This window comes from Streptomyces sp. NPDC017056 (genome assembly GCF_044332485.1).
Classification (GTDB): Bacteria; Actinomycetota; Actinomycetes; order Streptomycetales; family Streptomycetaceae; genus Streptomyces.
This window is the reverse complement of record NZ_JBIRPD010000019.1, coordinates 24,482-50,754: the sequence shown is the minus strand read 5'-3', so window position 1 is coordinate 50,754 and position 26,273 is coordinate 24,482. Positions and strand designations below refer to the sequence as shown.

General features: G+C 73.7%; 23 protein-coding genes. 10 read left to right on the top strand and 13 right to left on the bottom strand.

Annotation, left to right across the window (positions count from 1 at the left end):
* Positions 1–131: 131 nt before the first annotated feature.
* Positions 132–962, bottom strand: a complete 831-nt coding sequence (locus ACH4OW_RS29745) for a Tat pathway signal sequence domain protein (RefSeq protein WP_398030841.1) — start codon at positions 960–962, stop codon at positions 132–134.
* Positions 963–1,176: 214 nt separating this feature from the next.
* On the opposite strand from ACH4OW_RS29745, the gene glgX reads away from it, so the two are divergent.
* The gene (gene glgX, locus ACH4OW_RS29740) at positions 1,177–3,372 is read left to right on the top strand and encodes a glycogen debranching protein GlgX (RefSeq protein WP_398030839.1); all 2,196 of its coding nucleotides are present in this window, start codon (positions 1,177–1,179) and stop codon (positions 3,370–3,372) included.
* Between the two features lie 180 nt (positions 3,373–3,552).
* Positions 3,553–5,985, top strand: coding sequence for a malto-oligosyltrehalose synthase (gene treY / locus ACH4OW_RS29735; protein WP_398030838.1), 2,433 nt, complete (start codon positions 3,553–3,555; stop codon positions 5,983–5,985).
* A 59-nt stretch (positions 5,986–6,044) separates the two neighbouring features.
* On the opposite strand, the gene ACH4OW_RS29730 is transcribed toward treY, so the two are convergent.
* Positions 6,045–6,590, bottom strand: a complete 546-nt coding sequence (locus ACH4OW_RS29730) for a DUF1707 and FHA domain-containing protein (RefSeq protein ID WP_360131514.1) — start codon at positions 6,588–6,590, stop codon at positions 6,045–6,047.
* A gap of 324 nt (positions 6,591–6,914) precedes the next feature.
* Between ACH4OW_RS29730 and treZ the strand changes: the two genes are divergently transcribed.
* Positions 6,915–8,777, top strand: a complete 1,863-nt coding sequence (treZ, locus tag ACH4OW_RS29725; protein WP_398030835.1) for a malto-oligosyltrehalose trehalohydrolase — start codon at positions 6,915–6,917, stop codon at positions 8,775–8,777.
* A gap of 21 nt (positions 8,778–8,798) precedes the next feature.
* Here the strand turns inward: treZ and ACH4OW_RS29720 are convergent, their stop codons facing one another.
* Positions 8,799–9,332 carry a type 1 glutamine amidotransferase domain-containing protein gene (locus ACH4OW_RS29720; protein WP_360131509.1) on the bottom strand — a complete coding sequence of 178 codons (534 nt, stop codon included), beginning with the start codon at positions 9,330–9,332 and terminating at the stop codon, positions 8,799–8,801.
* Positions 9,333–9,545: 213 nt separating this feature from the next.
* On the opposite strand from ACH4OW_RS29720, the gene ACH4OW_RS29715 reads away from it, so the two are divergent.
* Positions 9,546–11,084, top strand: coding sequence for a PucR family transcriptional regulator (locus ACH4OW_RS29715; RefSeq protein WP_398030961.1), 1,539 nt, complete (start codon positions 9,546–9,548; stop codon positions 11,082–11,084).
* 84 nt (positions 11,085–11,168) lie between these two features.
* The gene (locus tag ACH4OW_RS29710) at positions 11,169–12,074 is read left to right on the top strand and encodes a metallophosphoesterase family protein (protein ID WP_398030833.1); all 906 of its coding nucleotides are present in this window, start codon (positions 11,169–11,171) and stop codon (positions 12,072–12,074) included.
* Positions 12,075–12,129: 55 nt separating this feature from the next.
* On the opposite strand, the gene msrB is transcribed toward ACH4OW_RS29710, so the two are convergent.
* From msrB to ACH4OW_RS29690, 4 genes are all read right to left on the bottom strand, one after another.
* Positions 12,130–12,537: a peptide-methionine (R)-S-oxide reductase MsrB gene (gene msrB / locus ACH4OW_RS29705; protein ID WP_398030832.1), complete on the bottom strand. Its 408-nt coding sequence runs from the start codon at positions 12,535–12,537 to the stop codon at positions 12,130–12,132.
* Between the two features lie 17 nt (positions 12,538–12,554).
* Positions 12,555–13,958: a UDP-N-acetylmuramate--L-alanine ligase gene (gene murC, locus ACH4OW_RS29700; protein WP_398030830.1), complete on the bottom strand. Its 1,404-nt coding sequence runs from the start codon at positions 13,956–13,958 to the stop codon at positions 12,555–12,557.
* A gap of 94 nt (positions 13,959–14,052) precedes the next feature.
* Positions 14,053–14,724 carry a response regulator gene (locus ACH4OW_RS29695; protein WP_398030829.1) on the bottom strand — a complete coding sequence of 224 codons (672 nt, stop codon included), beginning with the start codon at positions 14,722–14,724 and terminating at the stop codon, positions 14,053–14,055.
* The gene (locus tag ACH4OW_RS29690; RefSeq protein ID WP_398030959.1) at positions 14,721–15,929 is read right to left on the bottom strand and encodes a sensor histidine kinase; all 1,209 of its coding nucleotides are present in this window, start codon (positions 15,927–15,929) and stop codon (positions 14,721–14,723) included. The genes ACH4OW_RS29695 and ACH4OW_RS29690 overlap by 4 nt, the downstream gene beginning before the upstream one ends.
* A 242-nt stretch (positions 15,930–16,171) precedes the next feature.
* On the opposite strand from ACH4OW_RS29690, the gene ACH4OW_RS29685 reads away from it, so the two are divergent.
* On the top strand, positions 16,172–17,296 hold the full coding sequence (locus ACH4OW_RS29685) for an ABC transporter permease (protein ID WP_360131466.1): 1,125 nt from the start codon (positions 16,172–16,174) through the stop codon (positions 17,294–17,296).
* Positions 17,297–17,591: 295 nt separating this feature from the next.
* Positions 17,592–18,317, top strand: a complete 726-nt coding sequence (locus ACH4OW_RS29680; RefSeq protein ID WP_360131463.1) for an ABC transporter ATP-binding protein — start codon at positions 17,592–17,594, stop codon at positions 18,315–18,317.
* On the opposite strand, the gene ACH4OW_RS29675 is transcribed toward ACH4OW_RS29680, so the two are convergent.
* A complete protein-coding gene (locus ACH4OW_RS29675; protein ID WP_360131460.1) occupies positions 18,283–18,828 on the bottom strand; it encodes an indole-3-glycerol phosphate synthase in 546 nt (181 codons plus the stop codon). The genes ACH4OW_RS29680 and ACH4OW_RS29675 overlap by 35 nt on opposite strands.
* 145 nt (positions 18,829–18,973) lie before the next feature.
* A complete protein-coding gene (locus ACH4OW_RS29670) occupies positions 18,974–19,735 on the bottom strand; it encodes a pyrimidine reductase family protein (RefSeq protein ID WP_398030827.1) in 762 nt (253 codons plus the stop codon).
* Positions 19,736–19,983: 248 nt separating this feature from the next.
* Between ACH4OW_RS29670 and zapE the strand changes: the two genes are divergently transcribed.
* From zapE to ACH4OW_RS29655, 3 genes are all read left to right on the top strand, one after another.
* Positions 19,984–21,072 carry a cell division protein ZapE gene (zapE, locus tag ACH4OW_RS29665; RefSeq protein ID WP_398030957.1) on the top strand — a complete coding sequence of 363 codons (1,089 nt, stop codon included), beginning with the start codon at positions 19,984–19,986 and terminating at the stop codon, positions 21,070–21,072.
* 163 nt (positions 21,073–21,235) lie between these two features.
* A complete protein-coding gene (locus ACH4OW_RS29660; protein ID WP_398030825.1) occupies positions 21,236–22,603 on the top strand; it encodes an alkaline phosphatase PhoX in 1,368 nt (455 codons plus the stop codon).
* Positions 22,604–22,722: 119 nt separating this feature from the next.
* Positions 22,723–23,682, top strand: a complete 960-nt coding sequence (locus ACH4OW_RS29655; RefSeq protein ID WP_398030823.1) for a polysaccharide deacetylase family protein — start codon at positions 22,723–22,725, stop codon at positions 23,680–23,682.
* Here the strand turns inward: ACH4OW_RS29655 and ACH4OW_RS29650 are convergent.
* Genes ACH4OW_RS29650 through ACH4OW_RS29635 form a run of 4 tightly spaced genes read right to left on the bottom strand, consistent with a single transcriptional unit; the run spans position 23,679 to position 26,271 of the window.
* Positions 23,679–23,903 (bottom strand): hypothetical protein, encoded by a 225-nt coding sequence (locus ACH4OW_RS29650; RefSeq protein WP_360131447.1) that lies wholly within the window; start codon positions 23,901–23,903, stop codon positions 23,679–23,681. The genes ACH4OW_RS29655 and ACH4OW_RS29650 overlap by 4 nt on opposite strands.
* A gap of 43 nt (positions 23,904–23,946) precedes the next feature.
* Positions 23,947–24,615: an ABC transporter gene (locus ACH4OW_RS29645; RefSeq protein WP_398030821.1), complete on the bottom strand. Its 669-nt coding sequence runs from the start codon at positions 24,613–24,615 to the stop codon at positions 23,947–23,949.
* Entirely contained in the window at positions 24,612–25,553 is a 942-nt protein-coding gene (locus tag ACH4OW_RS29640) for an ATP-binding cassette domain-containing protein (protein ID WP_398030819.1), read from the bottom strand. The genes ACH4OW_RS29645 and ACH4OW_RS29640 overlap by 4 nt, the downstream gene beginning before the upstream one ends.
* Positions 25,554–25,593: 40 nt before the next feature.
* Positions 25,594–26,271, bottom strand: a complete 678-nt coding sequence (locus ACH4OW_RS29635) for an AIM24 family protein (protein ID WP_360131438.1) — start codon at positions 26,269–26,271, stop codon at positions 25,594–25,596.
* Between the last annotated feature and the right edge of the window lie 2 nt (positions 26,272–26,273).

The following is a 26,273-nucleotide window of genomic DNA, read 5'->3' as shown; positions in this document are numbered from 1 at the left end:
CGTGATCGACGCGGGCACGGCGGAAGGGTCTTGCGTGCATGGGAACGCTCCTGTACGGCAGTGATACGGAAGCTGCGGGGTACGTGACGGCGGCGTGCTCGCACGCCACCGCGGGGCCGGCCGCGGCCGGCTCAGTCCAGCCGGCCGACCGTGCGGGCACTCAGGTCGACCACGAAACGCCGGGTGTCGATCCACTGGCCGTTCTTCACCTTGGTGAAGAGCCGGACGCAGCGGTGCTGCCCGCACTCGCGCAGCCCCTCGGGTGCCGGCCCCTCGGCGGCTCCCCGGTAGACGAAGCCGGCCACGGCCAGCTGCTCCGGGCCGGTCAGCTTCTTGCCGGTGGCGTGTTCGTAGTCCTTCCTGAGGCCCTCGCCCTCGGGCGCGGCGATCAGCAGGCCGGCCGCCGTCTCGCTCTCGGTGCGGTTGGGCGGCGGCTGCACGCCGTGCTGGGTGTTCGTCTTCTCCACCTTTCCCGTGGTCAGGTTGACGGTCTTGGTCACGTACGCGTCGGCCCGGTAGTCGTAGAAGGAGACGTCGGCCCGGCGCGGCGGATCGGCGCTGCCGGTCTCGTCGGGACCCAGCTCGGCCAGGTCGGTGGTCAGCCGCTCCGGGCCGGCCCCGCCCTTGACGTTCTCGGTCGCGCCGCGGAGCGTACGGGGCGCCGCCAGCTCCTGTGCCCGCCGGAACTCGTCGTCCGTGAGCGGGTCGCGGCCGACTCCCCTGCTTCCCTCGGCGGGCGGGCGTTCGACGGCCCCGGGGCGCGCCTGCTGCCCCTGGCCCGCTGGCGGCTGCTGCCCCTCGGACGCGGCGGCCCGGCTCCCCCCGCCGGCCGCTCCCGCGTCCCCCGGCAGGGCCACCGCGGCCATCACGGCGGTACCCGCCAGGGCCACGGCCGCGCCCGCCACCACCTTGCCCAGGTGGCGGTGCATCATCTTGCGCACTGTTCCCCCCTGCTGCCTCATGGTGCTCAGCACATATCGGTCGTCCTGTACGACGATCCGACTTCGTCGCGGGTTGGCCGCCTTTCAGCCCGGATCACGCGAAAAACCAGCCGAACAGGGCAGGTTGAGACACCGAACCAACCCACCGCATACCGCCAACGAACACAGCGACACACGACCGACGTGAGGCATCCAGGCGCCGCGGCGCCCATCGAGGAAGTGGAAGAGTCGACGCATGCAGGTCTGGCCGGGACAGATGTATCCCCTGGGTGCCACGTACGACGGTGCGGGCACCAACTTCGCGGTGTACTCCGAGACGGCGGAGCGCATAGAGCTGTCACTGCTGCACGACGACGGCTCGGAGACCGCCGTCGAACTGCGGGAGACCGACGCGTTCGTGCGGCACGCCTACCTCCCCGGGATCATGCCGGGGCAGCGGTACGGCTTCCGGGTGCACGGCCCGTACGAACCGGAGCGCGGTGACCGCCACAACTCCGCCAAGCTGCTGCTGGACCCGTACGCGAAGGCGGTCAGCGGCAGCATCGACTGGGACGAGGCGGTGTACGGCTACCACTTCGGCAAGCCGGACAGCCGCAACGACCTCGACTCGGCGCCGCACACGATGACGTCGGTCGTCATCAACCCGTACTTCGACTGGGGCGACGACCGCCCGCCGCGCACCGACTACCACGAGACGGTGCTCTACGAGGCGCACGTCAAGGGCCTGACGATGCTCCACCCCGACCTGCCGGACGACCTGCGCGGCAGCTACGCGGCGCTCGCGCACCCCGCGGTCATCGAGCACCTGACCGAGCTGGGGGTCACGGCCCTGGAGCTGATGCCGGTCCACCAGTTCGTGCACGACCACCGGCTGGTGGACGCGGGGCTGGCGAACTACTGGGGCTACAACACGATCGGCTTCTTCGCCCCGCACAACGCGTACGCCTCCTGGGGCGACCGCGGGCAGCAGGTGCTGGAGTTCAAGTCGGCGGTGCGGGCCCTGCACGAGGCGGGCATCGAGGTCATCCTCGACGTCGTCTACAACCACACCGCGGAGGGCAACCACCTCGGCCCGACACTGTCCTTCCGCGGCCTGGACAACGCCTCCTACTACCGGCTGGTCGCCGACGACCCGCGCTACTACATGGACACCACCGGCACCGGCAACTCACTGCTGATGCGCAGCCCGCACGTCCTCCAGCTCATCATGGACTCGCTGCGCTACTGGGTGACGGAAATGCGGGTGGACGGGTTCCGCTTCGACCTGGCGGCGACGCTGGCCCGGCAGTTCCACGAGGTGGACCGGCTGTCCTCGTTCTTCGACCTCGTACAGCAGGACCCGGTGGTCAGCCAGGTGAAGCTGATCGCCGAGCCGTGGGACGTGGGCGAGGGCGGCTACCAGGTGGGGAACTTCCCGCCGCTGTGGACCGAGTGGAACGGGAAGTTCCGGGACACCGTACGGGACCTGTGGCGCGGCGAACCGCGCACCCTGGCCGAATTCGGCTCCCGGCTGACCGGCTCCTCCGACCTCTACCAGGGCGACGGCCGGCGCCCGCTCGCCTCCGTCAACTTCGTCACCTGCCACGACGGCTTCACCCTGCGCGACCTGGTCAGCTACGACAACAAGCACAACGACGCCAACGGCGAGGACAACCAGGACGGCGAGAGCTTCAACCGGTCCTGGAACTGCGGCGCCGAAGGCCCCACGGACGACCCCGCCGTACGGGAGCTGCGAGCCCGCCAGATGCGCAACTTCATCGCCACGCTGATGCTGTCGCAGGGCGTGCCGATGCTCAGCCACGGTGACGAGTTCGGCCGCACCCAGCGCGGCAACAACAACGCGTACTGCCAGGACAACGAACTGGCCTGGGTGCGCTGGCCGGGCACGGCCGAGACGGACAAGAGAGAGGGGGCCGACCCGGATCGGGCCGCCGAGGAGGAGGACCCGGCCACGGCAGCCGTCCGGGAAGAGGACCGGGAGCTGCTCGCCTTCGTCCGGCAAATGGTGTGGCTGCGGCGCGACCACCCGGTCTTCCGGCGGCGGCGCTTCTTCCACGGCCGGCCCATGGAAGGCACCCACGACGAGCTGTCCGACATCGCCTGGTTCACCGCGGAGGGCGAGGAGATGCGGCAGCGGGACTGGCAGGCGGCGCACGCCAAGTCGCTGACCGTCTTCCTCAACGGCAGCGCGATCTCCGAACCGGGGCCGCGCGGCGAACGGATCACCGACGACTCGTTCCTGCTGATGTTCAACGCGCACGCGGACGAGCGGGAGTTCACCGTGCCCGTCGACCACGGCCGCCAGTGGCAGGCGGTCGTGGACACCGCGGCGCCGGAGGCCGTGGCGGAAGGCGGCGGCATAAAGGCCCAGGCCGGCGACCGCCTGACCCTGTCGGGGCGGAGCATGCTGGTGCTCCAGCGGCCGGCTTAGCGGCGACTTCGGCGGCTGCGGGCCGCGGGGACCGTGCGCGTACGGCGGTGCCCGCGGCCCGCGCGCCCGTACCGGGTACGCCACGGGCGGGACGGCGGGGTCCGCCATTGCGGTGACCCGGGCCCGAGGCGTCCCGGTTCGGGTGACACAACGAGCCGTCCGGCGGGTACGTGTGTTCCCATGACGGCCGATTCCAGTGCGCCCCCCACCGCCACGTACCGGCTCCAGCTCCAGCCGGACCTGCCCTTCGCCGCCGCCGAGAAGGCCGTGCCGTACCTTGCCGCGCTGGGCGTCTCACACCTCCACCTCTCCCCCGTCCTCGAAGCCGCGCCCGGCTCCACGCACGGCTACGACGTGGTGGACCACTCGGCGGTACGGGCCGAACTGGGCGGCGAGGAGGGTTTGCGGGCACTGGCCGCCACGGCCGCGGCGCACGGGCTGCGGCTGGTGGTGGACCTCGTGCCCAACCACATGGCCGTACCCGCGCCCGAGTCGCTGAACGCGCCGCTGTGGGCGGTGCTGCGGGACGGCCCCGCGTCGCCGTACGCCCGCTGGTTCGACATCGACTGGGACGGCGGGCACGGCGGCCGGGTGCTGCTGCCGGTGCTGGGCGGGCGGCTCGGCGACGAACTGCGCGACATACGGGCCGACGGTGACGTCCTGCGCTACCACGACCACGTCTTCCCCGTCAGGCCCGGCACCGAACGGCTGCCGCTGCCCCGCCTGCTGGACGCGCAGTGGTACCGCCTCGCCTGGTGGCGGCTGGCCCGCAGCGAGATCAACTACCGGCGGTTCTTCACCATCTCGGAGCTGATCGGCGTGCGCGTCGAGGACCCCGAGGTGTTCGACGCGACGCACCGGACCATCCTGCGGCTGCTGCGCGAGGGCGTCGTCGACGGGCTGCGCATCGACCACCCGGACGGCCTGGCCGCCCCCGGCGACTACCTCGCCCGGCTGCACGCCGCCACCGGCGGGCGCTGGACCGTGGTCGAGAAGATCCTCACCGGCCGCGAGCGCCTGCCGCACGGCTGGAAGTGCGCGGGCACCACCGGCTACGACGCGCTGCGGCACCTCGACGGCCTGTTCGTCTGCCCGCTCGGCACCGGCCGTCTCTTCACCGTCTACCGCGACTTCGTCGCCCCGCTGGCGGACACCGGCGGCGACTGGGAGGAAACGGTACGCCGCGCCGCGTACGAGGTCGTCACCCACGACCTCGCCGCGGAGGTCGAGCGGCTGGCGCGCACCGCGGGACGGATCAGCGACCAGGCGTCGCACCAGGGCGACCACGCCCCCTGGGCGCTGCGCACCGCCATCCGCGAACTGCTGGTCAGACTGCCCGTCTACCGGCCGTACGCCACCGACGGCGCCGGAGCGCGGGACCCCCGGCGCGGCGAGCAGGACGCGGCGATGCTGGCCGAGGCCGCCGCACGGGCGCGTACGGTCTTCCGCGCGCCGGAGGAGGCCCTCGCCGTCGACCTGGTGCGCGACCTGGCGCTCGGCCTGCTCGGGGACGGCCCGGACTGCGTGGACTTCTGCGCGCGCTTCGCCCAGACCTCCTCCGCGCTGCGCGCCAAGTCCGTGGAGGACACCGCCTTCTACCGCTACGTGCCCCTGCTGTCGGCCTGCGAGGTGGGCTCCGACCCCGGAGCGCCCACCGTGGGCGTGGACACCTTTCACGCGTACTGCGCCCGCATCCAGCGGGACTGGCCGCTGACCTCGACGGTGCTCTCCACCCACGACACCAAGCGCAGCGCCGACGTCCGGGCGCGCATCGCCGTACTGACCGAATGCCCCGACCGGTGGCGGGAACTGCTGCGCCGGGTCTCCGCCGGCCCGGCCGGCGGCGAAGGGCCGCAGCCGCCGGACCAGCAGCTCGCCTGGGTGGCCTGGCAGACCGCCTTCGGCCTCGGCAAACCGTCGGCGGAGCGGCTGATCCCGTCGGTGCTCAAGGCCGTGCGCGAGGCAGGGCTGCACACCTCCTGGACGGACCAGGACGCCGGGTACGAGGAGGCGGTCGGCGACTTCCTGCGCGCCGGACCGTGCGGGCCCGCCGCCTCGTCGCTCACCGAACTGGCCGCCGAACTGGCGCCGTACGTCCGCGCCAACGTGCTGAGCGCGGCGCTGCTCCACCTGACGATGCCCGGCGTGCCCGACCTGTATCAGGGCACCGAGACGGAGTACACCGCCCTGGTCGACCCCGACAACCGCCGCCCGCCCCGGCTGCGTGCCGCGCTGCTGACCGAACTGGACGACGGGACGGGGCCGCAGGACCTGTCGGGGGAGAAGATGTTCCTGACGGCCACGGCCCTGCGGCTGCGGCGGGCCCACCCGCGGTGGTTCGGCGCCCACGGCACCTACACCCCGCTGCACGCCGACGGCACGGCCGCCGGGCACTGCCTGGCCTTCACGCGCGCCGGCCGGGTCGTGACGGTGGCCACCCGGCTCTCGCTGCGCCTGTCCGAGGACGGCGGCTGGCGCGACACGGAACTGTCCCTCCCGGGCCACGACCGGTGGCGCGACCTGCTCACCGGCCGTGAAGTGCCGGGGCCCGTGGTGTGCCTGCGGGAGCTGTTGCAGCAGTATCCGGTGGCGCTGCTGGTCGCCGAGGGTTGAGGGCGCGGAGGATCGAGGGCGGAGGGGCGGGCCCGTACGGGATCGGGTCGGCCCGGCCGTCAGCGCTCGGTGAGCACGTAGTCGACACGGCCGAAAGCGACGTGGTCGCCGGGGCGCACCAGCACTTCGCCCACGACCCGGCGCCCGTTCACACACGTGCCGTTCGTGGAGCCGAGGTCGCGCAGGAGCCAGCCGGCGTCGGCGCTGCGCAGTTCGGCGTGGGAGCGCGAGACGGTGTCGTGGTTCAGGCGCAGGCCGACGCCGGGCGCGCGCCCTATGAGCAGCGGGAACGGTCCCGGCGCGGGAAGCAGCAGCTTCGGCAGCCGCTCCCTGCGCCACGCCCTGCGGACCATGATGTTGAACTGCGACACCTTGCCCACCGCGCTCAGAACGGCGCCCTCGACACGGCCCCTGGAGGCCAGGTCGGCGGTGGCCGCGGCGAGTTCGGCGTGCTGACGGGCGGTGAGCACCAGCTCCAGCCGCCGCAGGAAGGTGTCCTGGGACAGCCGGCCTTGCGCCGCGCCTTCGCGCAGCAGCTCCAAGGCACGTTCCCGGTCGGCTTCCGACGGGCGCGCCGGTCGGGCCGGGAACTCCAGCGATGTCATGCCGGTGATTGTCCGGTGCCCACGAGCCGGTGTCCAGCGGGGGCGGCCCCGGGGCCGCCCGTCGAGCGGTACCGCTGCGCGTGGGCGCCCGGGTGCGGCCTTCCGGAGCAGCCGGGGCGGCTGGTGTTCCGGCCAGAGCCGGCAGCCGGCCGCCGGAGGAGCCGACCGGATCGTCGCCGAAACGGACCAGTCGAACGCCCCCATGGCGGCGGCTTTCGCCAAGGCGGGCTACCCGTTGACGCAGGAGCGTGCATCCTTCGTCTGAGAGCGCGTGAGAGCGGGCGGGGCCTTCTTCGTCCGCCTGGCGGACTAGGGAGGACAGCCGTGCTGTTCGAAGTGTGGGCACCGAACGCCGGACGGGTCGCGCTGCATTTCGTGACGCCCCGCGGCCGGGAAGCCGAGGACCCCGAGGATCAGGATCTCGCCCTCACGACGGGGCACGCCGCGGCGACGGGGTACGTCCGCACGGGGCGGGTCCCCGCCGAGCACGTCCCCATGGAACGCGACCCGGCCCGTGAGGGCTGGTGGCGGGCCGAGGCGCCGGCCCGCGACGGGGACCGCTACGGCTTCCGTCTCGACGACGGCCCGCTCCTGCCCGATCCGCGCTCGGCGCGTCAGCCCGAAGGGCCGGACGGGCCGAGCGCGGTCGTCGAGCACGCCCGGTTCGCCTGGCGGCACGACTGGCCCGGCCGTCCCCTGCCGGGCGCGGTCCTGTACGAGCTGCATACGGGCACGTTCACCGGCGCCGGTACGTTCGACGCCGCCGTCGAGCACCTGCCGCACCTCGCCGGCCTGGGTGTCACCCACCTCGCCCTGATGCCCGTGTGCCCGTTCCCCGGGACGCACGGCTGGGGGTACGAGGGCGTGGCGCCCTGGGCCGTACACGAGCCGTACGGCGGCCCTGACGGGCTCAAGCGCCTCGTCGACGCCGCCCACGGCCACGGCTTGGGCGTCGTCCTCGACGTCGTGCACAACCACCTGGGGCCGTCCGGCAACCACCTGCCCGCGTTCGGGCCGTACTTCACCGACACCCATCACACGCCGTGGGGCGCGGCGGTCAACCTCGACGCGCCGGGGTCGGACGAGGTCCGCGCGTACTTCATCGAGAGTGCGCTCGCCTGGCTGCGCGACTACCGGATCGACGGTCTGCGCCTCGACGCCGTACACGCTCTGATCGACACGCGGGCCCGCCATTTCCTGGCCGACTTGTCCGGCGCCGTCGATGCACTCGCCACACACCTGCGCCGCCCGCTGTTCCTCATCGCCGAATCCGACCTCAACGACCCGCGCACCCTCGCCCCGCGCGCGGGCGGCGGTCATGGCGTGCACGCCCAGTGGAACGACGACTTCCACCACAGCCTGCACACCGCGCTGACCGGCGAGTCACAGGGCTACTACGCCGACTTCGCGCGCGCGCCGCTCGCCGCCCTCGCCAAGACGCTGACCGGCGGCTTCTTCCACGACGGTACGTATTCCAGCTTCCGCGGCCGCAGGCACGGCAGCCCTCTGGACCGGCGTGCCACCGCCGCCCACCGCCTGCTGGCCTACGCGCAGACACACGACCAGATCGGCAACCGGGCGCTCGGCGACCGGGCGGCCGCCGGCCTCTCCCCCGGCCTGGTCGCCTGCGGCGCGGCGCTGTCGCTGTGCTCGCCGTTCACGCCGATGCTGTTCATGGGAGAGGAGTGGGGGGCCCGTACGCCCTGGCAGTTCTTCACCGACCACACGGACCCGGAGCTGGCCGAGGCGGTACGCACCGGGCGCCGCCGCGAGTTCGCCGAGCACGGCTGGCGGGCGGCGGACATCCCCGACCCGCAGGACCCGGCGACCCGTGAGCGCTCCTGCCTGGACTGGTCCGAGAGGGAGCGTGCACCGCACGCCGAACTGCTGTCGTGGTACCGGACGCTGCTCACGCTACGCGCCGCCCACCCGCCGCTCACCGACCCTGACCTGACGCTCACCCAGGTCACGTACGACGAGGAGGCCCGCTGGCTGTGCCTGCGGCGCGGGCCGGTGCGGGTGGTGGTGCACCTGGCCGGGGAGGGCACGGCCGAGGTGCCGGGGGCCGGCGGGCGGGCGCGGGTGCTCGCCGCGTGGCCGGACGCCCCGGACACCGTCACGGCCGGCCCGGACGGCGTCCTGAGACTGCCGCCCGAGTCGGCCGTGGTGCTGTCGGAAGAGGGGTGACCCGCGTCCCCGTACGGGGGATCAGCGCTTGAACTCCGCGACGAAGGTCTCGCAGAACGCCTTGAGGTCGTCCGGCTTACGGCTGGTGATCAGCTTGTTCGGGCCGCCGGTGCAGACCTTGACCTGCTCGTCCACCCAGGTGCCGCCGGCGTTCCTGATGTCCGTCTGCAGGCTCGGCCAGGACGTGAGCGTACGGTCACGGACCACGTCGGCCTCGATCAGCGTCCACGGCGCGTGGCAGATCGCCGCCACCGGCTTGCCGGCGTCGAAGAAGCCGCGGGCGAACGCCACGGCCTTCTCGTTCAGCCGCAGCGCGTCCGGGTTGGCGACGCCGCCGGGCAGCACCAGCCCGTCGAAGTCGCCGACCTGCGCCTGGTCCACGGTCTGGTCGACGGGGAAGGTGTCCGCCTTGTCCAGGTGGTGGTACGCCTGGACGCGGCCGGACTCGGTGGAGACCAGCTTCGGGGTGCCGCCCGCGTCGATCACCGCCTGCCACGGTTCGGTCAGCTCGACCTGCTCGATGCCTTCGGGTGCTACGAGAAACGCCACCTGCATGCCGTTCATCCTTTGCGTTCGTCTTGCGTACGAAGAGGTGTTCCCTCTGTGGTCTTCTTTTCGACTCCCCGATCGGAAGCGGGCAAAAACATGCCAAATGGGATGTGATGCGTCCTCTCTCAGCGGGTACCGGAGTCCGCCCTCACCCAAACGGAGGAGCCACCCTCCTAGCCCGATCGTCTACTCTGCCCTCCCCTGATGGACACTGTGTCCATGCCGCTGCGTATCGCCGACCTCCTCGCCCGCCCCGAGCTGAACCTGTCGGTGACCTACGACGTCCCCGCCACGCTGCTGGACCGCCCCGTCGAGGCCGCGACCGTCTCCGACCTGCTGCACCCGGGAAAGTGGCTGCAGGGCGGCGAACTGCTGATGACGATCGGCCTGGTCCTGCCGATGGAACCCGCGGCCTGCCGGGCGTACGTCCGCGACGTCACCGAAGGCGGGGCGGCCTGCCTCGCGCTCGGCCTGGGCACCGGCCTCCCGTACCAGCAGGCCCCCGCGCCGCTGGTCGACGCCGCGCGCGAAGCCGGCCTGCCGCTGCTCACCGTCCCCGACGAAGTGCCGTTCATCGCCGTCACCAAGGCCGTGTTCGACGCGCGCGCCGACGAGCAGCGCGCGGTACTGCACCGGGCGTTCGCGACACAGCGGCGGCTGACCGCGGCGGCGACGGACAGCGGGCTGCAACCGATGCTGGAGGAGTGGACCGCCGCCACCGGCGTCGGCGCCGCGGTGCTGGACCCGCTCGGGCGGCTGCTCGCCACGGGCAGCGGCCCCCACACGCCACCGCTGGCCGAAGCGCACGACCTCGTCGACCGGGTCGCCGCGCGCGGACTGCGCGGCAGCGCGTCCAGCACGGCTGCCGGCCACCAGGTGGAGGTACAGCCGCTCGGCGCCCGGCGGCTGCGCGGCCTGCTGCTGCTCACCGGCAGCCCGGACGCGGCAGCGCGCGCCGTGGTCCCCGGCCTGGTCTCGCTGCTCTCTCTGGAGCTGGAACGCCGCCACCTGATGGACGAACCGGAACGGCGCCGCAGATCCGCGCTGCTCGCGGAGCTGCTGGCCGACGAGGAAGGCCCGGCGGGACGGGCCCACGACATCCTGGCCACCGCGGGCCTGCACGACGACCGGGTACGCGGCGTCGCGGTCGAACCCCCGGCCGGACTCGCGCACACCGGCCCCCACGACATCGCCGCCGACCTGGCCCTGGCCGTGCCCGGCGGCCTGGTGCGCGTCGCGGAGAGCGGCCGCGTCGAGGCCGTGGTCGGCGCGAACCTGGACGTCCGGGACGTACTCGGCCGCTTCGCGCCGCACTGCCCCGCGGGCATCGGCCCGCTCACCCCGCCGGAAACGGTACGCGTCTCCCTGCGGCAGGCAGCGGGACTGCTCGGCGTCAGCCGGGCCAGCGGAGTGCCGGAGGAAGCCCGGCAGAGCGCGGCCAGCCGGCTACTGCTGGGCCTCGGCGACCGCCACGCGCTGCACGGCTACGCCGATTCCGTACTCGGCCCGCTCGATCTCGACGCCCACGGCGAGGAGTTGCTGACCACGCTCGCGGCCTGGCTGGAAACCGGCGGCGCGTGGGACGCCACCAGCCGCCGCCTCGGCGTCCACCGGCACACCGTACGCAACCGGCTCGACAAGGCGATGGACCTGACGGGACGCCGGCTCGACGACCCCGACGACCGGTTCGACCTCTGGCTGGCCACCCGCATCCGGCGCGGCGGCGACACCCCGCCGGGCGGCACCGGACGGGCCTGAGCACACGGGCCCCGATCTCCCGAGGTGTCCAACGCCTCACCCCCGGCGTGTCCTTGCACGCGTCTCCTGTCCTACCGTCGGGGCATGCAGACCCCACGCTCCGAAGGAGACCGCGCCGCCGGGCCCGGCCGGGCCGCGACCGCGCCCGGACGGCTGATGGCCATCAGCGACCTGCACATCCGCTACCAGGAGAACCGCGGCATCGTCGAGCGGCTGCGTCCCGGGGCGGACGCGGACTGGCTGCTGGTGGCCGGGGACGTCGGCGAGTACGTCGCGGACATCCGCTGGGCGCTGACCGAACTCAGCCGCCGGTTCGCCAAGGTCATCTGGGTGCCCGGCAACCACGAACTGTGGACACCGGCCAACGACCCCGTACAGCTGCGCGGCGTCCGCCGCTACGAGCACCTGGTGGAGATCTGCCGCGAACTGGGCGTCCTGACACCCGAGGACCCCTACCCGGTCTGGGAGGGCGAGGGCGGGCCGGCCGTGATCGCCCCGGTCTTCGCCCTGTACGACTACACCTTCCGCCCGCCCGGCACCCACACCAAGGAGGCGGCGCTGGCGGTCGCCGAAGAGGCCGGTGTGGTCTGCACGGACGAGTTCTTCCTCCACCCGGACCCGTACCCGACCAGGGAAGCCTGGTGCCGGGCCCGCGTCGAGGCCACCGAGGCCCGGCTCGCCGCAATCCCCGAGGACCTGCCCACGGTGCTGGTCAACCACTGGCCGATCGTCCGCAAGCCCACCGAGCCGCTCTGGCACCCGGAGTTCGCCCTGTGGTGCGGCACCGAGGCCACCGCCGACTGGCCCCGCCGCTTCCGCGCCGCCTCCGTCGTCTACGGCCACCTGCACATCCCGCGCACCATCGAGGTCGACGGCATCCCCCACCAGGAAGTGTCCCTGGGCTACCCCCGCGAATGGCGCCGCCGCAAGACCCCTCCGGGACAACTGGTACAGATCCTGCCGGCGGTGGCGAGGGAACCGGCGTTCTGAGCGGGGCGTGCCGTGCGGCCGCCGACCCGGCTCCGGGCCGGCGGCCCGCCCCTCGTCAGCTGCCGTCAGCCGTCAGCCGCACCGATATGGAGTTGATGCAGTACCGCTGGTCGGTCGGGGTCGGGTAGCCCTCGCCCTCGAAGACGTGGCCGAGGTGGGAGCCGCAGCGGGCGCAGCGGACCTCCGTGCGGACCATGCCGAGGGAGTCGTCCCGGAGCAGTTCGACGGCGTCGGTGTCCTTGGGGTCGTAGAAGGACGGCCAGCCGCAGTGGCTCTCGAACTTGGTCTCGGAGCGGAACAGCTCGGCGCCGCAGGCGCGGCAGGAGTAGACGCCCGCCGTCTTCGTGTCGGTGTACTCGCCGACGAAGGGGGGCTCCGTGCCGCCCTGGCGCAGGACCTGGTACTCCTGCGGGGTCAGCTCGGCGCGCCACTGCTCGTCCGGCTTGTCGATCTCGTACGGCATGAGGTCCCTCTTCTCTGTCAGCCCTGCAGGCGCGCGAGGATCTGCGGGCCCAGTTCGGTCACGTCGCCCGCGCCCATGGTGAGAACAAGGTCGCCGGGCTCCGCCATTCCTGCGATCACCTCGGGAATCGCGGCCTTGTCGTGCTCGGCGGTCACCCGGGCGCCCTTGGCCTGGGCGGCTTCGATGATCAGGGCGCTGGTGATGCCGGGGATCGGGTCCTCGCGGGCCGGGTAGACGTCCAGGACCACGGAGGCGTCGGCGAGGGTGAGGGCCTCGCCCATCTCCTTGCCCAGTTCCTGGGTGCGGGAGAAGAGGTGCGGCTGGAAGACGACCAGGACGCGGGAGCCGGTGGCGGCGCCGCGGATGGCCTCCAGGTCGGCGGTCATCTCGGTGGGGTGGTGCGCGTAGGAGTCGATGACCTGCACGCCGGCGGCCTCGCCCTGGAGCTGGAGGCGGCGCTTGACGCCGGTGTACGTGCCGAGCGCGGAGGCCAGGTTGTGCGGCGGGAGGCCGAGGGCGGTGCCGGCGGCGAGGGCGGCGACCGCGTTGTGGGCGTAGTGCTTGCCGGGGACCGAGACGGTGAAGGTGAGGATCTTGCCGTTGGCCAGGGCGACGGTGACCTCGCTGGACAGGCCGCGCGGGTTGACCTTGAGGACCCGTACGTCGGCGTCCTCGGCGTCGCCGTAGGTGACGATCTCGATGTCGTGGCGGCCGGCGACGCGGGAGGTCAGTTCGCGGGCGCCGGGGTGGTCGGCGGAGATGACGAGGGTGCCGCCGGGGCGGATGCGGGCGGCGAACGTCTCGAAGGACTCGTAGATCTCGTCCATCGAGGCGTAGTTGGCGTGGTGGTCCAGTTCGACGTTGAGGACGATGGCGACCTCGGGCGCGTACTTGTGGAAGCTGCGGTCGCTCTCGTCCGCCTCGGCGACGAAGATCTCGCCGCTGCCGTGCTCGGCGTTGGAGCCGGGGGCGTTCAGGTCGCCGCCGATGGCGTAGGACGGGGACAGGCCCAGGGAGGCGAGGGAGACGGCCAGCATGGAGGTGGTGGTCGTCTTGCCGTGGGTGCCGGCCACGGCGATCGGGCGCAGGCCGTCCATGAGGGCGGCGAGCGCGTCGGAGCGGTGCACGACGGGGATGCCGCGCTCGCGGGCCGCGGCCAGCTCGGGGTTGTCCTCGCGGATCGCGGAGGAGACGACGACGCTGGTGGCGTCCTCGGCGAGGTGGGCGGCGGCGTGGCCGACGTGGACCGTGGCGCCGAGGTCGCGCAGGGCGCGGGCGGTGGCGGAGTCCTTGGCGTCGCTGCCGGCGACCCGGGCGCCGCGCTGGGCGAGGATCTTCGCAATGCCGGACATCCCGGCGCCGCCGATGCCGATGAAGTGCGGTCGGTCCATCGCGTCGGGGATGCCCGGGGACGGTGCCATGCGTCAGTCTCCTGCTCGTCGATCTCTACGTCCGTACGCGCACGATTCTCGCACCCGGCACCGACAGCCGGTGCCGGGCGGGCCCGGCACCGGATCAGCGGCGGATCAGCCCGCGCGCGGCGGCCGCGGCCACCGCCGAGGTGCGGGAGTCGACGCCCAGCTTGGCGTAGATGTGCACGAGGTGGGACTTGACCGTGGCCTGGCTGAGGAAGAGCCGTTTGCTGATCGAGGCGTTGGACAGGCCGTCGGCGACGAGCTGGAGGACCTCGGTCTCGCGGCGGGAGAGGGCCGTGGCGGGCGTCCGCACGCGGTCCATCAGGCGCAGCGCGATGGTCGGCGCGAGCGCGGACTTGCCGGCCGCCGCGGTGCGTACGGCGGCGGCGAGCTCCTCGGGCGGCGCGTCCTTGAGGAGGTAGCCGGTGGCGCCCGCCTCGATGGCGGCGAGGATGTCGGCGTCGGTGTCGTACGTGGTCAGGACCAGGACGCGGGGTGCGTTCGCGCGGGCGGTGATGGCGGCGGTGGCTTGGGAGCCGAGCATCCGGCCGCCGAACTGGAGGTCCATCAGGACGACGTCGACGCCGGCGCGTGCCGCCCGCTCCACGGCCTCCTCTGCGGTGGGCACGTCCGCCACGACCTCGAAGTCGGGTTCGGTCTCCAGGACGGCGCGCAGTCCGGCCCGTACGACGGGGTGGTCGTCGGCGAGGAGGAGGCGGACGGGGGCGGGGCGGGGGCCGGTGGCGGGTCCGGGCTCGGGGTGGTGGGTCACGCGGTGGCCTGTTCGGGAGGGGCGTCGGGGCCGGGTGGAGGAGCGGGGGCCGGCGGGGCGGCCGACTGCGGGTACGGCAGGGTGACGGCGAGCGCCGTGCCCTCGCCGGGTGCGGACTCCACGGCCAGCGTGCCCCGCAGCGCGCGGGCCCTGGCGCGCATCGCGGCCAGCCCGAAGCCGGTGCCCGCCCCGGTGCCGGAGCCCGGTGCGGGCACCTCGGCGGGCACGAAGCCCGCGCCGTCGTCGACCACGTCGAGGGCGACCTCGGTGTCCATGTAGGAGAGGGTCAGCTCGGCGCGGCCGGCGCCCGCGTGCCGCACGGTGTTGGCCAGCGCGGACTGTGCGATGCGCAGCAGTGCGACCTCGTGCGGGGTGGGCAGTTCGACGGGGGCGCCGGAAACCTGGCAGTGCACGGCCATGCCGGAGGCCCGGGCGGTGGTCGCGCACAGCCGTTCCAGGGCGGCGGGCAGCGACCCGGCCTCCAGGTCGGGCGGGCTCAGCGCCCGTACGAAGCGGCGGGCCTCGGCGAGGTTGTCGACGGCGGCCTGCCGGGCCTGCCGGACGTGGCCGAGCGCGGTCCCGGTGTCCTGCCCCTGCGGAATCGCCCGTTCCGCGGCGCGCAGCAGCAGCTGGATGCTGGAGAGCCCCTGCGCGAGGGTGTCGTGGATCTCGCGGGCCAGCCGCTCGCGCTCGGCGAGCACCCCGGCGGCGTGCTCGGCGGCCGCCAGGTCGCTGCGGGCGGCGGTCAGCTCCTCGATGAGGCGGCGGCGCTGCTCGCTCTCCCGGTACAGGGCCTGGTAGCCCAGAACCACGGCGACGGCGACCGCGGCGCCGAGCGCGGGCCCGACGACCGTGCCGACGGTGAGCACGTGGGTGTGCCGGCCGAACCCGCCGATCGCGACGAGGGTGGTGGCCAGGACCGCGGGCAGGCCCCAGCGCAGCGGGAGCAGGTGCAGCTGGACGAAGAAGAGCGGGAAGGCCAGCCAGACGCCGAGCGGCGTGAGGGCGAGCAGGACGGTCCACACCGCCATGACGACGGCGAGCCAGAGCGCCGCCGCGGCCGTGGAGGTGCGGACCGGCGGCAGGGTCGGGCCGACGGCGTAGACGGCGAGGAGCAGGACGGCGGCGCCGGTGACGGCCGGCGCGTTCGGGCTGTGGTCGGCGACGGCCCGTACGGCGGCGAGCGCCAGCAGCGCGGCGACCATCAGGTGCAGGCAGCTGCGCAGCACCCGCAGGACGGGGGTGAGGGAGTGCGGAGTCACGACCCCTCCAGGCTAGGCGCCCGGCCCCGTACCGGCATCAATCGAAAGGTTGATCGCGGGGTGCGCCTTTCGATCCCGGCGAACCGGCCGAGGGCGCGATGCGCGCCGCCCCGCTCGCCGGCGACGGTGGGGTCCAGCCGCCGGGCACCGGGCCCGGCGACCGACCGAAGGATGGCCGGGACCCCGTGTTCGTCGCCTGGAGAGACCTGAGATTCGCCAAGGGCCGGTTCGCCCTGATGGGCACCGTCATCGTGTTGATCACGGTGCTGGTGGGGCTGCTGTCCGGGCTGACGGCGGGCCTGGGCCGGGAGAACACCTCGGCGATCACCTCGCTGCCCGCCGACCGCCTCGCCTTCGCCGCCCCGGCCGGCGGCGGCGACGTCTCGTTCACCGACTCGCACGTCGGTGAACGCACCTGGCAGGCGTGGTCGCGGGTGCCGGGCGTCGCGTCGGCGGAGCCGCTGGGGATCGCTACGGCCAAGGCCGCGGCGGGCGACGGCGCGGACCGGCGCTCCGCCGCGCTGTCCGCCTTCGGGGTACGGCCGGGCTCCGGCCTGGCGCCCGCGTCCGGCCGGATAGCCGACGGTGCGGCCGTGCTGTCCCGCAAGGCCGCCGAGGAGCTGGGCGTACGGGCCGGGGACGCCTTCACCCTGAACGGGCGGCGATTGACGGCCGCCGCGGTGTCGGGTGAGGCCATGTACAGCCACACGCCGGTGGTCTGGACGTCGCTGGCCGACTGGGCGGGTGCGCCGGGCGGCGGAAGCGGGGGCTCCGGGGGCGCCGGCGGCTCCGGCGGCGGCGCGGACGCGGCCACGGTGGTGGCCCTCACCACCTCCGGGGGCGCCGACGTGGCCGCCGCCGACCGGCGGCTGGGCACCCGTACCGTCACGACCGGCGAGGCGCTGCGCGCCATCGGCTCGTACACCGCCGAGAACGGCTCCCTACAGCTGATGCGCGGCTTCCTCTTCGCCATATCGGCGCTGGTCATCGGCGCCTTCTTCACGGTGTGGACGATCCAGCGCAGCGGCGACGTCGCCGTGCTCAAGGCGCTCGGCGCCTCCACCCGCTACCTGCTGCGGGACGCGCTCGGCCAGGCGGTGGTGCTGCTGGTGGCCGGCACGGGCCTGGGCACCGCGCTCGCGGCCGCGGTCGGCGCTGCCGTGGGCGACGCCGTCCCGTTCGTCCTGGACCCGGGCACCGTCCTGCTCCCGGCCCTGGTCATGATCGCGCTGGGGTCCTTCGGCGCCGCGCTGTCGATCCGCCGTATCACCGCCGTCGATCCGCTGACCGCGCTGGGCAGTGCGCGGTGAGCCGCCACGGCGCCCTCGTGACGGCGTACGGCTTTCCCGATTCCGTGCCTTTCCGGCGCCCGGCCGGGATTCTCCGGTGAAACCCGCGGCGCGGCCGGATTCCGGTTCCATCCCTCAGGCGTATTCCGGAAGCAATTCCGGTCCGGCCGCGGGTGTGTTCCGCCAGCGCGTTCCGGTTCCGGGAATTCCGATGGCCGCGCGGGCGCCGCTCCCGCGCATTCCGGGCACGAAAGGACGGCCCCGGACACCGCGCCCGCCCCGCTTCCTCCGACCCACGACCCCAGCGACGGACACCATGAACGCGAACGCTTCCCGCCTCCCCCACGCCCCCGGCCTCGAACTGACCGGGGTCACCCTCACCTACCCGGACGGCGCCGCCCGCCTGACCGCCCTCGACGACGTGAGCCTGACCGTGCCCGCCGGGTCCGTGACCGCGGTGCTCGGTCCCTCGGGCTCCGGGAAGTCCAGCCTGCTCGCGGTGGCCGCGACGCTGATCACGCCGGACGGCGGCCGGGTGGTCGTGGCCGGCACGGACACCACCGGGATGGACCGGGCCGGGCTGACCGCGCTGCGCCGCACGAAGATCGGCACGGTCTTCCAGCAGCCCAATTTGCTGCCGTCCCTGACGGCGGTGGAGCAGTTGCAGGTGATGGCCCACCTGGACGGCCGCCCGCCGCGCACGGCACGGGCGCGGGCGCTGGAGCTGCTGGCCGCGGTGGGCCTGGCCGACCAGGCCGGGCGCCGCCCGCACCAGCTCTCCGGCGGCCAGCGGCAGCGGGTCAACATCGCGCGGGCGCTGATGAACGAACCGGCCGTCCTGCTGGTCGACGAGCCGACCAGCGCGCTGGACCACGAGCGCGGCGCCGCGGTACTCGACCTGATCACCACGCTCACGCACCAGCGCGCCACCGCGACGGTGCTCGTCACGCACGACCGCGCCCACCTGGACGCGGTGGACGCGACCGCGGAGATGCTGGACGGGCGGCTCAGCTCCCCGCGGCGTCCTCTCCCGAGCCGGTAGCCGGGCCCTTGGCCGGGTTCTGCGCCACGTCCTGGGCCGGGTCGTCGGGCGCGTGCGAGAAGAGCTTGAGCACGGGCACGCCGACCTTGTGCCGGGCGCGGGAGGCCCAGTCGCGGTGGAAGAACTCCTCGACGAAGTGCGGGGCGGTCAGCACGATCACCTCGTCGGCGCCGGTCTCGTCGACGACCGACCGCAGCAGGTCCAGCGGGTGGTCCTCGACGATCTGCCCGACGGCCTCGGCGCCCGCCGCGCGCAGCGCCTCCAGGGTGTAGGACAGGGCGCGCCCGGCGGGTGGCTCCGCCTGCGCGCCCTCCGGCTCGTCGCCTTCGCGTACGGCGTCCTCGAACTCACCCAGGGCGACGTCGTCGATGGCCCGGAGCAGGAGGTCCTGCTTGCCGCGCGGCTGCATGAGGACGACGAAGGAGACCTGGTCGTCGCCGTGCAGCGTGGTGACGAACTCCACGTCGGCGGGCGTCAGGGGCTTCTCGATCATCAACACACTCGTGAACACGGCGGGCGCCCTTCTTCTCTTCTCTCGCGGCCCGTCCCTGGGAGCGGGCCGAACAGAAACCATCCTGCCCCGTCGCCACACGGGGCCTACTGGCCTTTAGTGTGCCCGGCGGGAGCTAAGCGGAACGAATAATTCCGCCGTTTGTTCAGGACCGACGGTAACGGGTGAACAGGAAACCGGCTTCCTCCAGTACGGACGCGAGTACGAATGTTTCCGGAACGGCGGCCACCGGCGCGTTCATGATGCGCGGCGCGTCACCGGCGACCACCAGAGGTGCCAGGGAGAGGCACAACTCATCGAGTGCCCCGCATCCGGCGAGCTGACCCAGCAGACGCGGGCCGCCCTCCGTCAGCAGCCGCGTGAAGCCGCGCGCCGCGAGCGCCCCGACGATGCGCGACGGGTCGACGACACCGCCGTCACCTGCGAAGACCACCTCGGCGCCGGCCTTGCGCGCGGTACGCACCCGGTCCTCGTCGGCCCCCGCGCCGGTCAGCACCACCGTCGGCACCAGCGGCTCGGTGAACAGCGGCTGCGCGAAGTCCAGGTCCAGGCTGGCGGTCACCACCGCGACGGCGGGAGCGGGGCCCTGCCCGGCCGCGGCCCGGCGCGCGGCGAACGCCTCGCGGGCGCGGGCCGGGCGGTAGCCCTCCTTGCGTACGGTCTCGGCGCCGACGACCACCGCGTCCGCGAGCCCGCGCAGCACGCCGAAGATCCTCATGTCCGCGTCACTGGACAGCGGCTGCGAACGGCCCTCGTGGTGGGCGGCGCCGTCCAGCGAGGAGACCATGTTCGCGCGCAGCCAGCCCGCGCCCTCGCCGAGCCGCGGATACGCATAGGCGTCCGCCAGTTCGTCCAGACCCCACCGGCGGTCGGCGAAATCGGCGGGCCCCGCCGTACCGGAATCCACCGGGGCGGAACTCGCGCTGTGGGAAGTGCCCGTACCGGAATCCGTGCCAACGGGACCGGCGGTGGAATTCTCGGCAGCGGAGGGTCCGGGGAAATCCGCTGACCGTGCGTACTGGGCGGGAATGGGGAACAGGCGTCGCATAGGCCGCAGTGTGACATGCCTCGCTCACCCGGCCGAGTCGTTCCGCACAGGAGCTAGGCTGGACGGCTGTGTCGCCTTCCCAGCCCTCGTCCCCCCAGTCCTCCCCCATAGCCGGACCGCCGGCAGAGGGGGCCGGAGCGGCGCCCGCCGCGCTCACCGCGCGCGCACCGCACGTCCCGGCCGACCGTCTGGTGGCGGAAATGGTCCCGCCGCCGCGCTTCCAGAGCGCGCGCTTCGAGACGTACATCCCGGACCCCAAGCAGCCCAGCCAGGCCGCGGCCGTACAGATCCTGGGCGACTTCGCCGCGGGGATCGGCGGCGGTGCGGAGACCGCCGGCGGCGGCAAGCGGCGCTGGTTCGGCAGGGGCCCCAAGAAGGCGGCGGCGCCCGCCGGTCCGCGCGGCGTCTACCTGGACGGCGGCTACGGCGTCGGCAAGACGCACCTGCTGGCGTCCCTCTGGCACGCCACCCCGGCCGCCCCCGAACTGAAGGCGTTCGGCACCTTCGTCGAGCTGACCAACCTGGTCGGCGCGCTCGGTTTCCAGCAGACCGTGCAGACGCTCAGCGGCCACCGCCTGCTCTGCATCGACGAGTTCGAGCTGGACGACCCCGGTGACACCGTGCTCGTCTCCAGTCTGCTCAGCAGACTGGTCGAGGCGGGTGTGGCGCTCGCCGCCACCTCCAACACGCTGCCCGGCAAGCTGGGCGAGGGCCGCTTCGCCGCGGCGGACTTCCTGCGCGAGATCCAGGGCCTGAGCGCGCACTTCCGGCCGCTGCGCATCGACGGCGAGGACTACCGCCACCGGGGCCTGCCCGAGGCCCCGCCGCCGTTCGACGACGCGACCGTCACGCGCGTCGCGTACCGCACCCCCGGCGCCTCGCTCGACGACTTCCCCTCGCTGCTGGAACACCTTTCGAAGGTGCATCCCAGCAGGTACGGGGCGATGTGCGACGACATCTCGGCCGTCTGCCTGACCGATGTGCAGGCGGTGCCGGACCAGTCGACGGCGCTGCGCCTGGTGGTGCTCGCGGACCGGCTCTACGACCGCGAGATCCCCGTGCTGGCAGCGGGCAAACCGTTCGACGCGCTGTTCAGCGAGGACATGCTCAAGGGCGGCTACCGCAAGAAGTACTTCCGCGCCATATCCCGGCTGACGGCACTGGCCCGCGACGCCAAGCCGCTGGCGGAGGCGTAGGGCGAAGACCCGTGCGGGCCGGGCCGGACGGCCCCGGCCCGCTCCCTGCGATCCGGCCCTGCGGCGCCGCCCCGGCGGGCCGCGCGCGGCCGGTTCCCGGCGGCCGACGTGCGTGGTACACACATGCGGTCACGTCACCTGTCCGCCAGCAGGGAGTTGCCCCATGTCCGCAACACGGCGTCAAATCCTGGCAAGAACCGGCACACTGGGCCTGTCGATCGCCTTCGCCGGCAGCATTTCGGAAGTCTTCGCGGGGACCGCCACCGCGCGGAGCGCGGGCCGGCGCGGCTACGGCCCGCTCGTACCGGACCCGGCCGGACTGCTCGACCTCCCCAAGGGGTTCCGGTACACGGTCCTCTCCCGCGAGGGCGGCCGGCTGCCCTCCGGCGAGGGCCGAATACCGGGCAACCACGACGGCATGGCCGCCTTCCCCGGCCGCCACGGCCGCGTCCACCTCGTACGCAACCACGAGAACCGGCGCAGATCGCGGGTGCCCGTCCCCACCGTCGCCGGCCTCACCTACGACCCGGCCGGCGAGGGCGGCTGTACGGCGCTGGAACTGGACCGGCACCACCGGGTGCTCTCCGAACGCGTCGCCATCGCCGGCACCTCCACCAACTGCGCGGGCGGGCCCACCCCGTGGCACACCTGGCTCACCTGCGAGGAGACCGAGGTGCGCGCGGGCCAGGACGGGCACACCAAGGACCACGGCTTCGTCTTCGAGGTCGATCCGTACGACCCGCGCCGCACCGGGGCCGTGCCGCTGACCGCCATGGGGCGGTTCCAGCACGAGGCGGTCGCCATGGACCCGGAGAACGGCACGGTCTACGAGACCGAGGACGCCTTCGACAAGCCGTTCGGCCTCTTCTACCGCTTCCGGCCCGCCAAGCCGCTGGGCGGGCGGGGCTCGCTGCGGGCCGGCGGCCGGCTCCAGGCGCTGCGCATACCGGACGTCCGCGACCTCTCCGCCGTCCAGGAGGCCGGTACCACGTTCCGCCACGTGGAGTGGGTGGACGTCCCCGACCCGCTCGCCCGGCAGACCCCCATACGCCTCCAGGACTTCGGCCCGCGCGGCATCACCCACGCGCAGAAGCTGGAGGGCTGCTACTGGGGCGGCTCCAGCGTCTACTTCGTCTCCAGCTTCGCGCGGAGCGCGGACGGCTCGGCCGCCGACCACTACGGCCAGATCTGGCGGTACGACCCGGGCGCGCGCCGCCTGACCCTCGTCGTCGTCTTCGGCCCCGGCACCGACATCCAGCTGCCCGGCGAATCCCCCGACAACATCTGCCTGGCGCCCGGCGGCGGCCTGATGGTGTGCGAGGACGGGGAGGGGGCCCAGCACGTGTACGGACTGACCCGGCGCGGCACGGTCCACCCCGTGGCACGCAACCGGCAGAACATCGGCACACCGGAGAAGCCGGAGTGGGGCGAGTTCGCGGGCGTCACCTTCTCCCCGGACCAGCGCACGATGTACGTCAACTGCTACACGCCCGGCACGACGTTCGCGGTCACGGGCCCCTGGGAGGACTGAGACCGCCTCCGTATCGGCCGTGTCGCCCGGGGCGAGTGACACGGCCGATACGGTCGACACGGCCGCCGCACCCGTGTCGTCCCGGCCGTCGCCCCGCCTCCGCTGCTTACGCTCCGCACATGCTCACCAGCGCCGGTTCCCGGCCGCTCACGACCGCGCTGCGGGTGCTCGCGCCGCTCGCCCTCCTCCTGACGCCGGCCACCGCCTGCGGGCCCGCACCGGCCGTCCGGGTCGCGCCGTCCGCACCCGCGCCCGTACCGGTACCGACCCTTCCGGCCGGGCCCGACGGCCGTACCGCGGTCTTCGCACACGGCCCGCGGTACGGCGGCGGGGCGACGGGCCGGGCAAGCGGCGCGGCCCGGCCCGTGGCGCTCACCTTCGACGCCGACATGACCTCGGACGACGGCGCACGGGCGGCCGGCGGCGCACGCTTCGACAACCCCGCGCTGATCGCGTCACTGCGCCGGATGCGCGTACCCGCCACGGTCTTCGTGACCGGACGCTGGGCCGAGCAGTACCCGGACCAGACGCGTTCGATCGGCCGCGACCCGCTCTTCGAGGTCGCCAACCACTCCTACGCGCACCACTCCTTCACCCCCTCCGCCTCCTGTTACGGCCTGCCCGCCCTCGCCCCGGAGGCGATGCGCGGCGACGTGGACCGGGCCTTCGCCGCGTTCCGGCGGGCCGGGGTGACGCGCCCGGTGCCGTACTTCCGCTTCCCCGGCGGCTGCTACGACGACCACGCGCTGCGGGCGGTGGCACCGGCCGGGGTGACGGTGGTGCAGTGGGACGTGATCGGCGGCGACGCGTTCGCCCGGAACCCGGACCGGGTCGCCGAACAGGTACTGGCCGGCGTCCGGCCCGGCTCGGTGGTGGTGCTGCACTGCACCCGCAGCGCGGCACCGGCCACGGAGGAGGCGGTGCGAACGATCGTGCCCACGCTGCGGAAGCGCGGCTACCGGTTTGTCCGGGTGTCGGAGCTGATCGCTGCTGCGCGAGGCGCGAAAAGTCGAAGCGGCCCGGAACGGGTTTCGCCGGCCCCGGAACGGGTCCCGCCGGGCCCGGAACGGTCTCACTAGCCGGAGCAGGCCGAGCGCTGGGCCTCCAGCCACTCGCAGGGCGGGCACAGCAGGGCACCGGGCCGACTGGCCGGGTACTCGGTGGGCTTGCCGCAGTGCACGCAGTCGGCGAAGGGCGGGCCGGTGTCCGCGGCGTCCGGCCGCTCGTCCGTCCGGCTCGTCCGGTCGTCGTCGGTGTCCTGCTCGCCGCCGGTGCCCTGCATGTCGTCGGTGCCCTGCATGCCGTCGATCCTACGTCCGGGCCCGGAGACGCGGAGCGTCCGTTCAGCTGCGGCGGGAGCTGAGCCGGCACGCGAGGGCGGTGGCGGCGGCCGCGATCGCGGCCGTGAGGGCCAGCGGCAGCCAGGGCGCGGTGATCGTGCCGTCGCGGGACCCGGTGACCAGGCCGGATATGGCGGCATTCGCAGGCGACGCGCTCGCCACGAGCAGCAGTAGCGCGGCCAGCAGGCCGGACAGGATCGACCAGCCGGTGCTGCGCAGTACCGGCTGGTTGCACAGTGCTCCGACGGCGGTGCCCAGCAGCACGCAGGCGAGCGCGGCCATCAGGCCGGCGCCGGCTGCGGGCAGCACGGGGACGGCGGTGTGGTGGTCGGAGGCGTGCGGGTCGGCCACCAGCGCGACGTAGACCGTGCCCACGAGGGCCAGGAAGGTGGCCGACAGCGCCCCTGTCAGGACGCCGGCGAGGTGGGCCCGGCCGGGACCGGCGGCGGCCGCCGCGCAGGCGCGGGCGGCGGGCGGCTCGTTGGTGACGCAGATCCGGCACAGCCAGGCGGCGAGGGGCAGCAGACCGATCGCGGCGAGCCCGTACGAGTCGAGGATCGGCCCGCCGGTCTGCACCCCCACGGCGAGGAAGGCTGCGTAGAGCAGGAGCAGCGGCAGCCAGCGGTGCGACCGCAGGAGCAGGGCCGACTGGTAGCGCAGGAGCGGAATCACGGGAACCGGTTTTCGTCGGGGGTCGGGCCGCCGGGCGGGCTCTGCGGGCCGGCCGCGGCCGGGGCCTGCGGTACGGGCGCGACCGCGCGGATGTGCCACGGCGGGCGCGCGGTGAGCAGGGCGCGCAGCAACGCGTCGGAGTGGGCGGCCGGCACGGTCAGCCGCGCCGTCGTCCCGTCGGCGCCCGGGGTGACGACGGGCCGGCCCGGCAGGTCGCCGAGGCCGGTCGTCTCCGCGAGGCGGCCGGCGCCTCCGGGAAGCGCCGCCTCGACGGTCACCTGCGGGCCGGACGGCGGACGGTCTTCCGCGCGGCCCGTTTCCACCGCGTCCGGCAGCCGGTCCAGCCGGTTGCCCACGACGCGGTACCGCGCGTCGGCCGCGCCCTCCAGGCGGCGCGGGTCGTGGTCGACGAAGACGACCGTGCCGCCCTCCGCCACGCGCTCGGCCACGGCCAGGTCGAGGGTGTCGCGCGCCGCGGGGTCCAGGCCGGTCCACGCCTCGTCGAGGACGAGCAGGTCCGGCTCGGCCAGCAGTGCCTGGGACACGGCGACCTTCTGGCTGGTGCCCTTGGACAACTCGGCGAGCGGCGTACCGGCGTGCTCGGCGGCGCCGAAACGCTCCAGCCAGTCCGCCGTCCTGCGGGCCGCCTCGGAGCCGCGCAGGCCGTGGATCCGGCCGAGGTGGGTGAGGTAGCCGGCGGCGGTGAACGGGAGGGCGGCCGGGAAGCGTTCGGGCACGTACGCGGTGCGCGGGCGCCCGGTGATGCGGCCCTTGCTGGGCGCGTCGATCCCGGCCAGGAGCCGTAGCAGCGTGGACTTGCCGCTGCCGTTGCGGCCCTCCACGCGCACCAGGGACCGCCTCGGCAGGTCGAGGTCGACGTCCCGCAGCACCCACGGGCCGCGCGCTCCGTAGCGCCGCCCCACCCCGTCCAGTCTCATCGGTCCCCTGCCGCCCCGCCCGCCCCGCACGCCGTCGCCGTCAGTTGCCGCTCGCCCGCTCGGGCCGCAGCTCGCTGGGCCGGACGATCACGAAGCCCTCGCCGTCGAGCCGCAGCTGCACGGCCTCTCCCGAACCGCCGCGCAGCATCGAGCCGATGCTCTGCGAACGGTGCAGCGACGTCTTCAGCGACGCACTCCACCCCACCACCGCGTCGGTATCGACGAAGACCGGGGCCTGCGGCGAGACGGGGATGACGATGGGGTTGCCCTCGCACACCACGCCCAGCTTGCCCTGGCCGGTGAAGACGGAGTTGAACAGGCCGCCGCCGGTCATCCCGGCACCCTTGACGGTGGAGATCTCGTACGACAGGGACGGGTCGAAGCACAGCACGTTGCGGCCGTTGATCGTGATGCCGTCCCCGGGGGCGAGCTCGACGATGAAGCAGTTGGCGGCCTCGTGGGCGAACCACACCTCGCCGCGGCCGCGCACGGCCATCAGGGCCAGGCCCTCGCCGGTCACCGCCCGCTTGATGAACTTGCCGACGCCCTGCCCCTGCTTCTCGAACTGCAGATCGCCGCGGTAGGCGACCATGGAGCCCTGGCGGGCGAGGCATTCGCCGTCCACCGCGTACTTGATCGATTTGGCGTTCTGCAGGGTCATACCGGGCGCCGAGGCCGGTGTGACCACGTTTTCGGAGGCGAAGAGGTCGCTGTGCATAC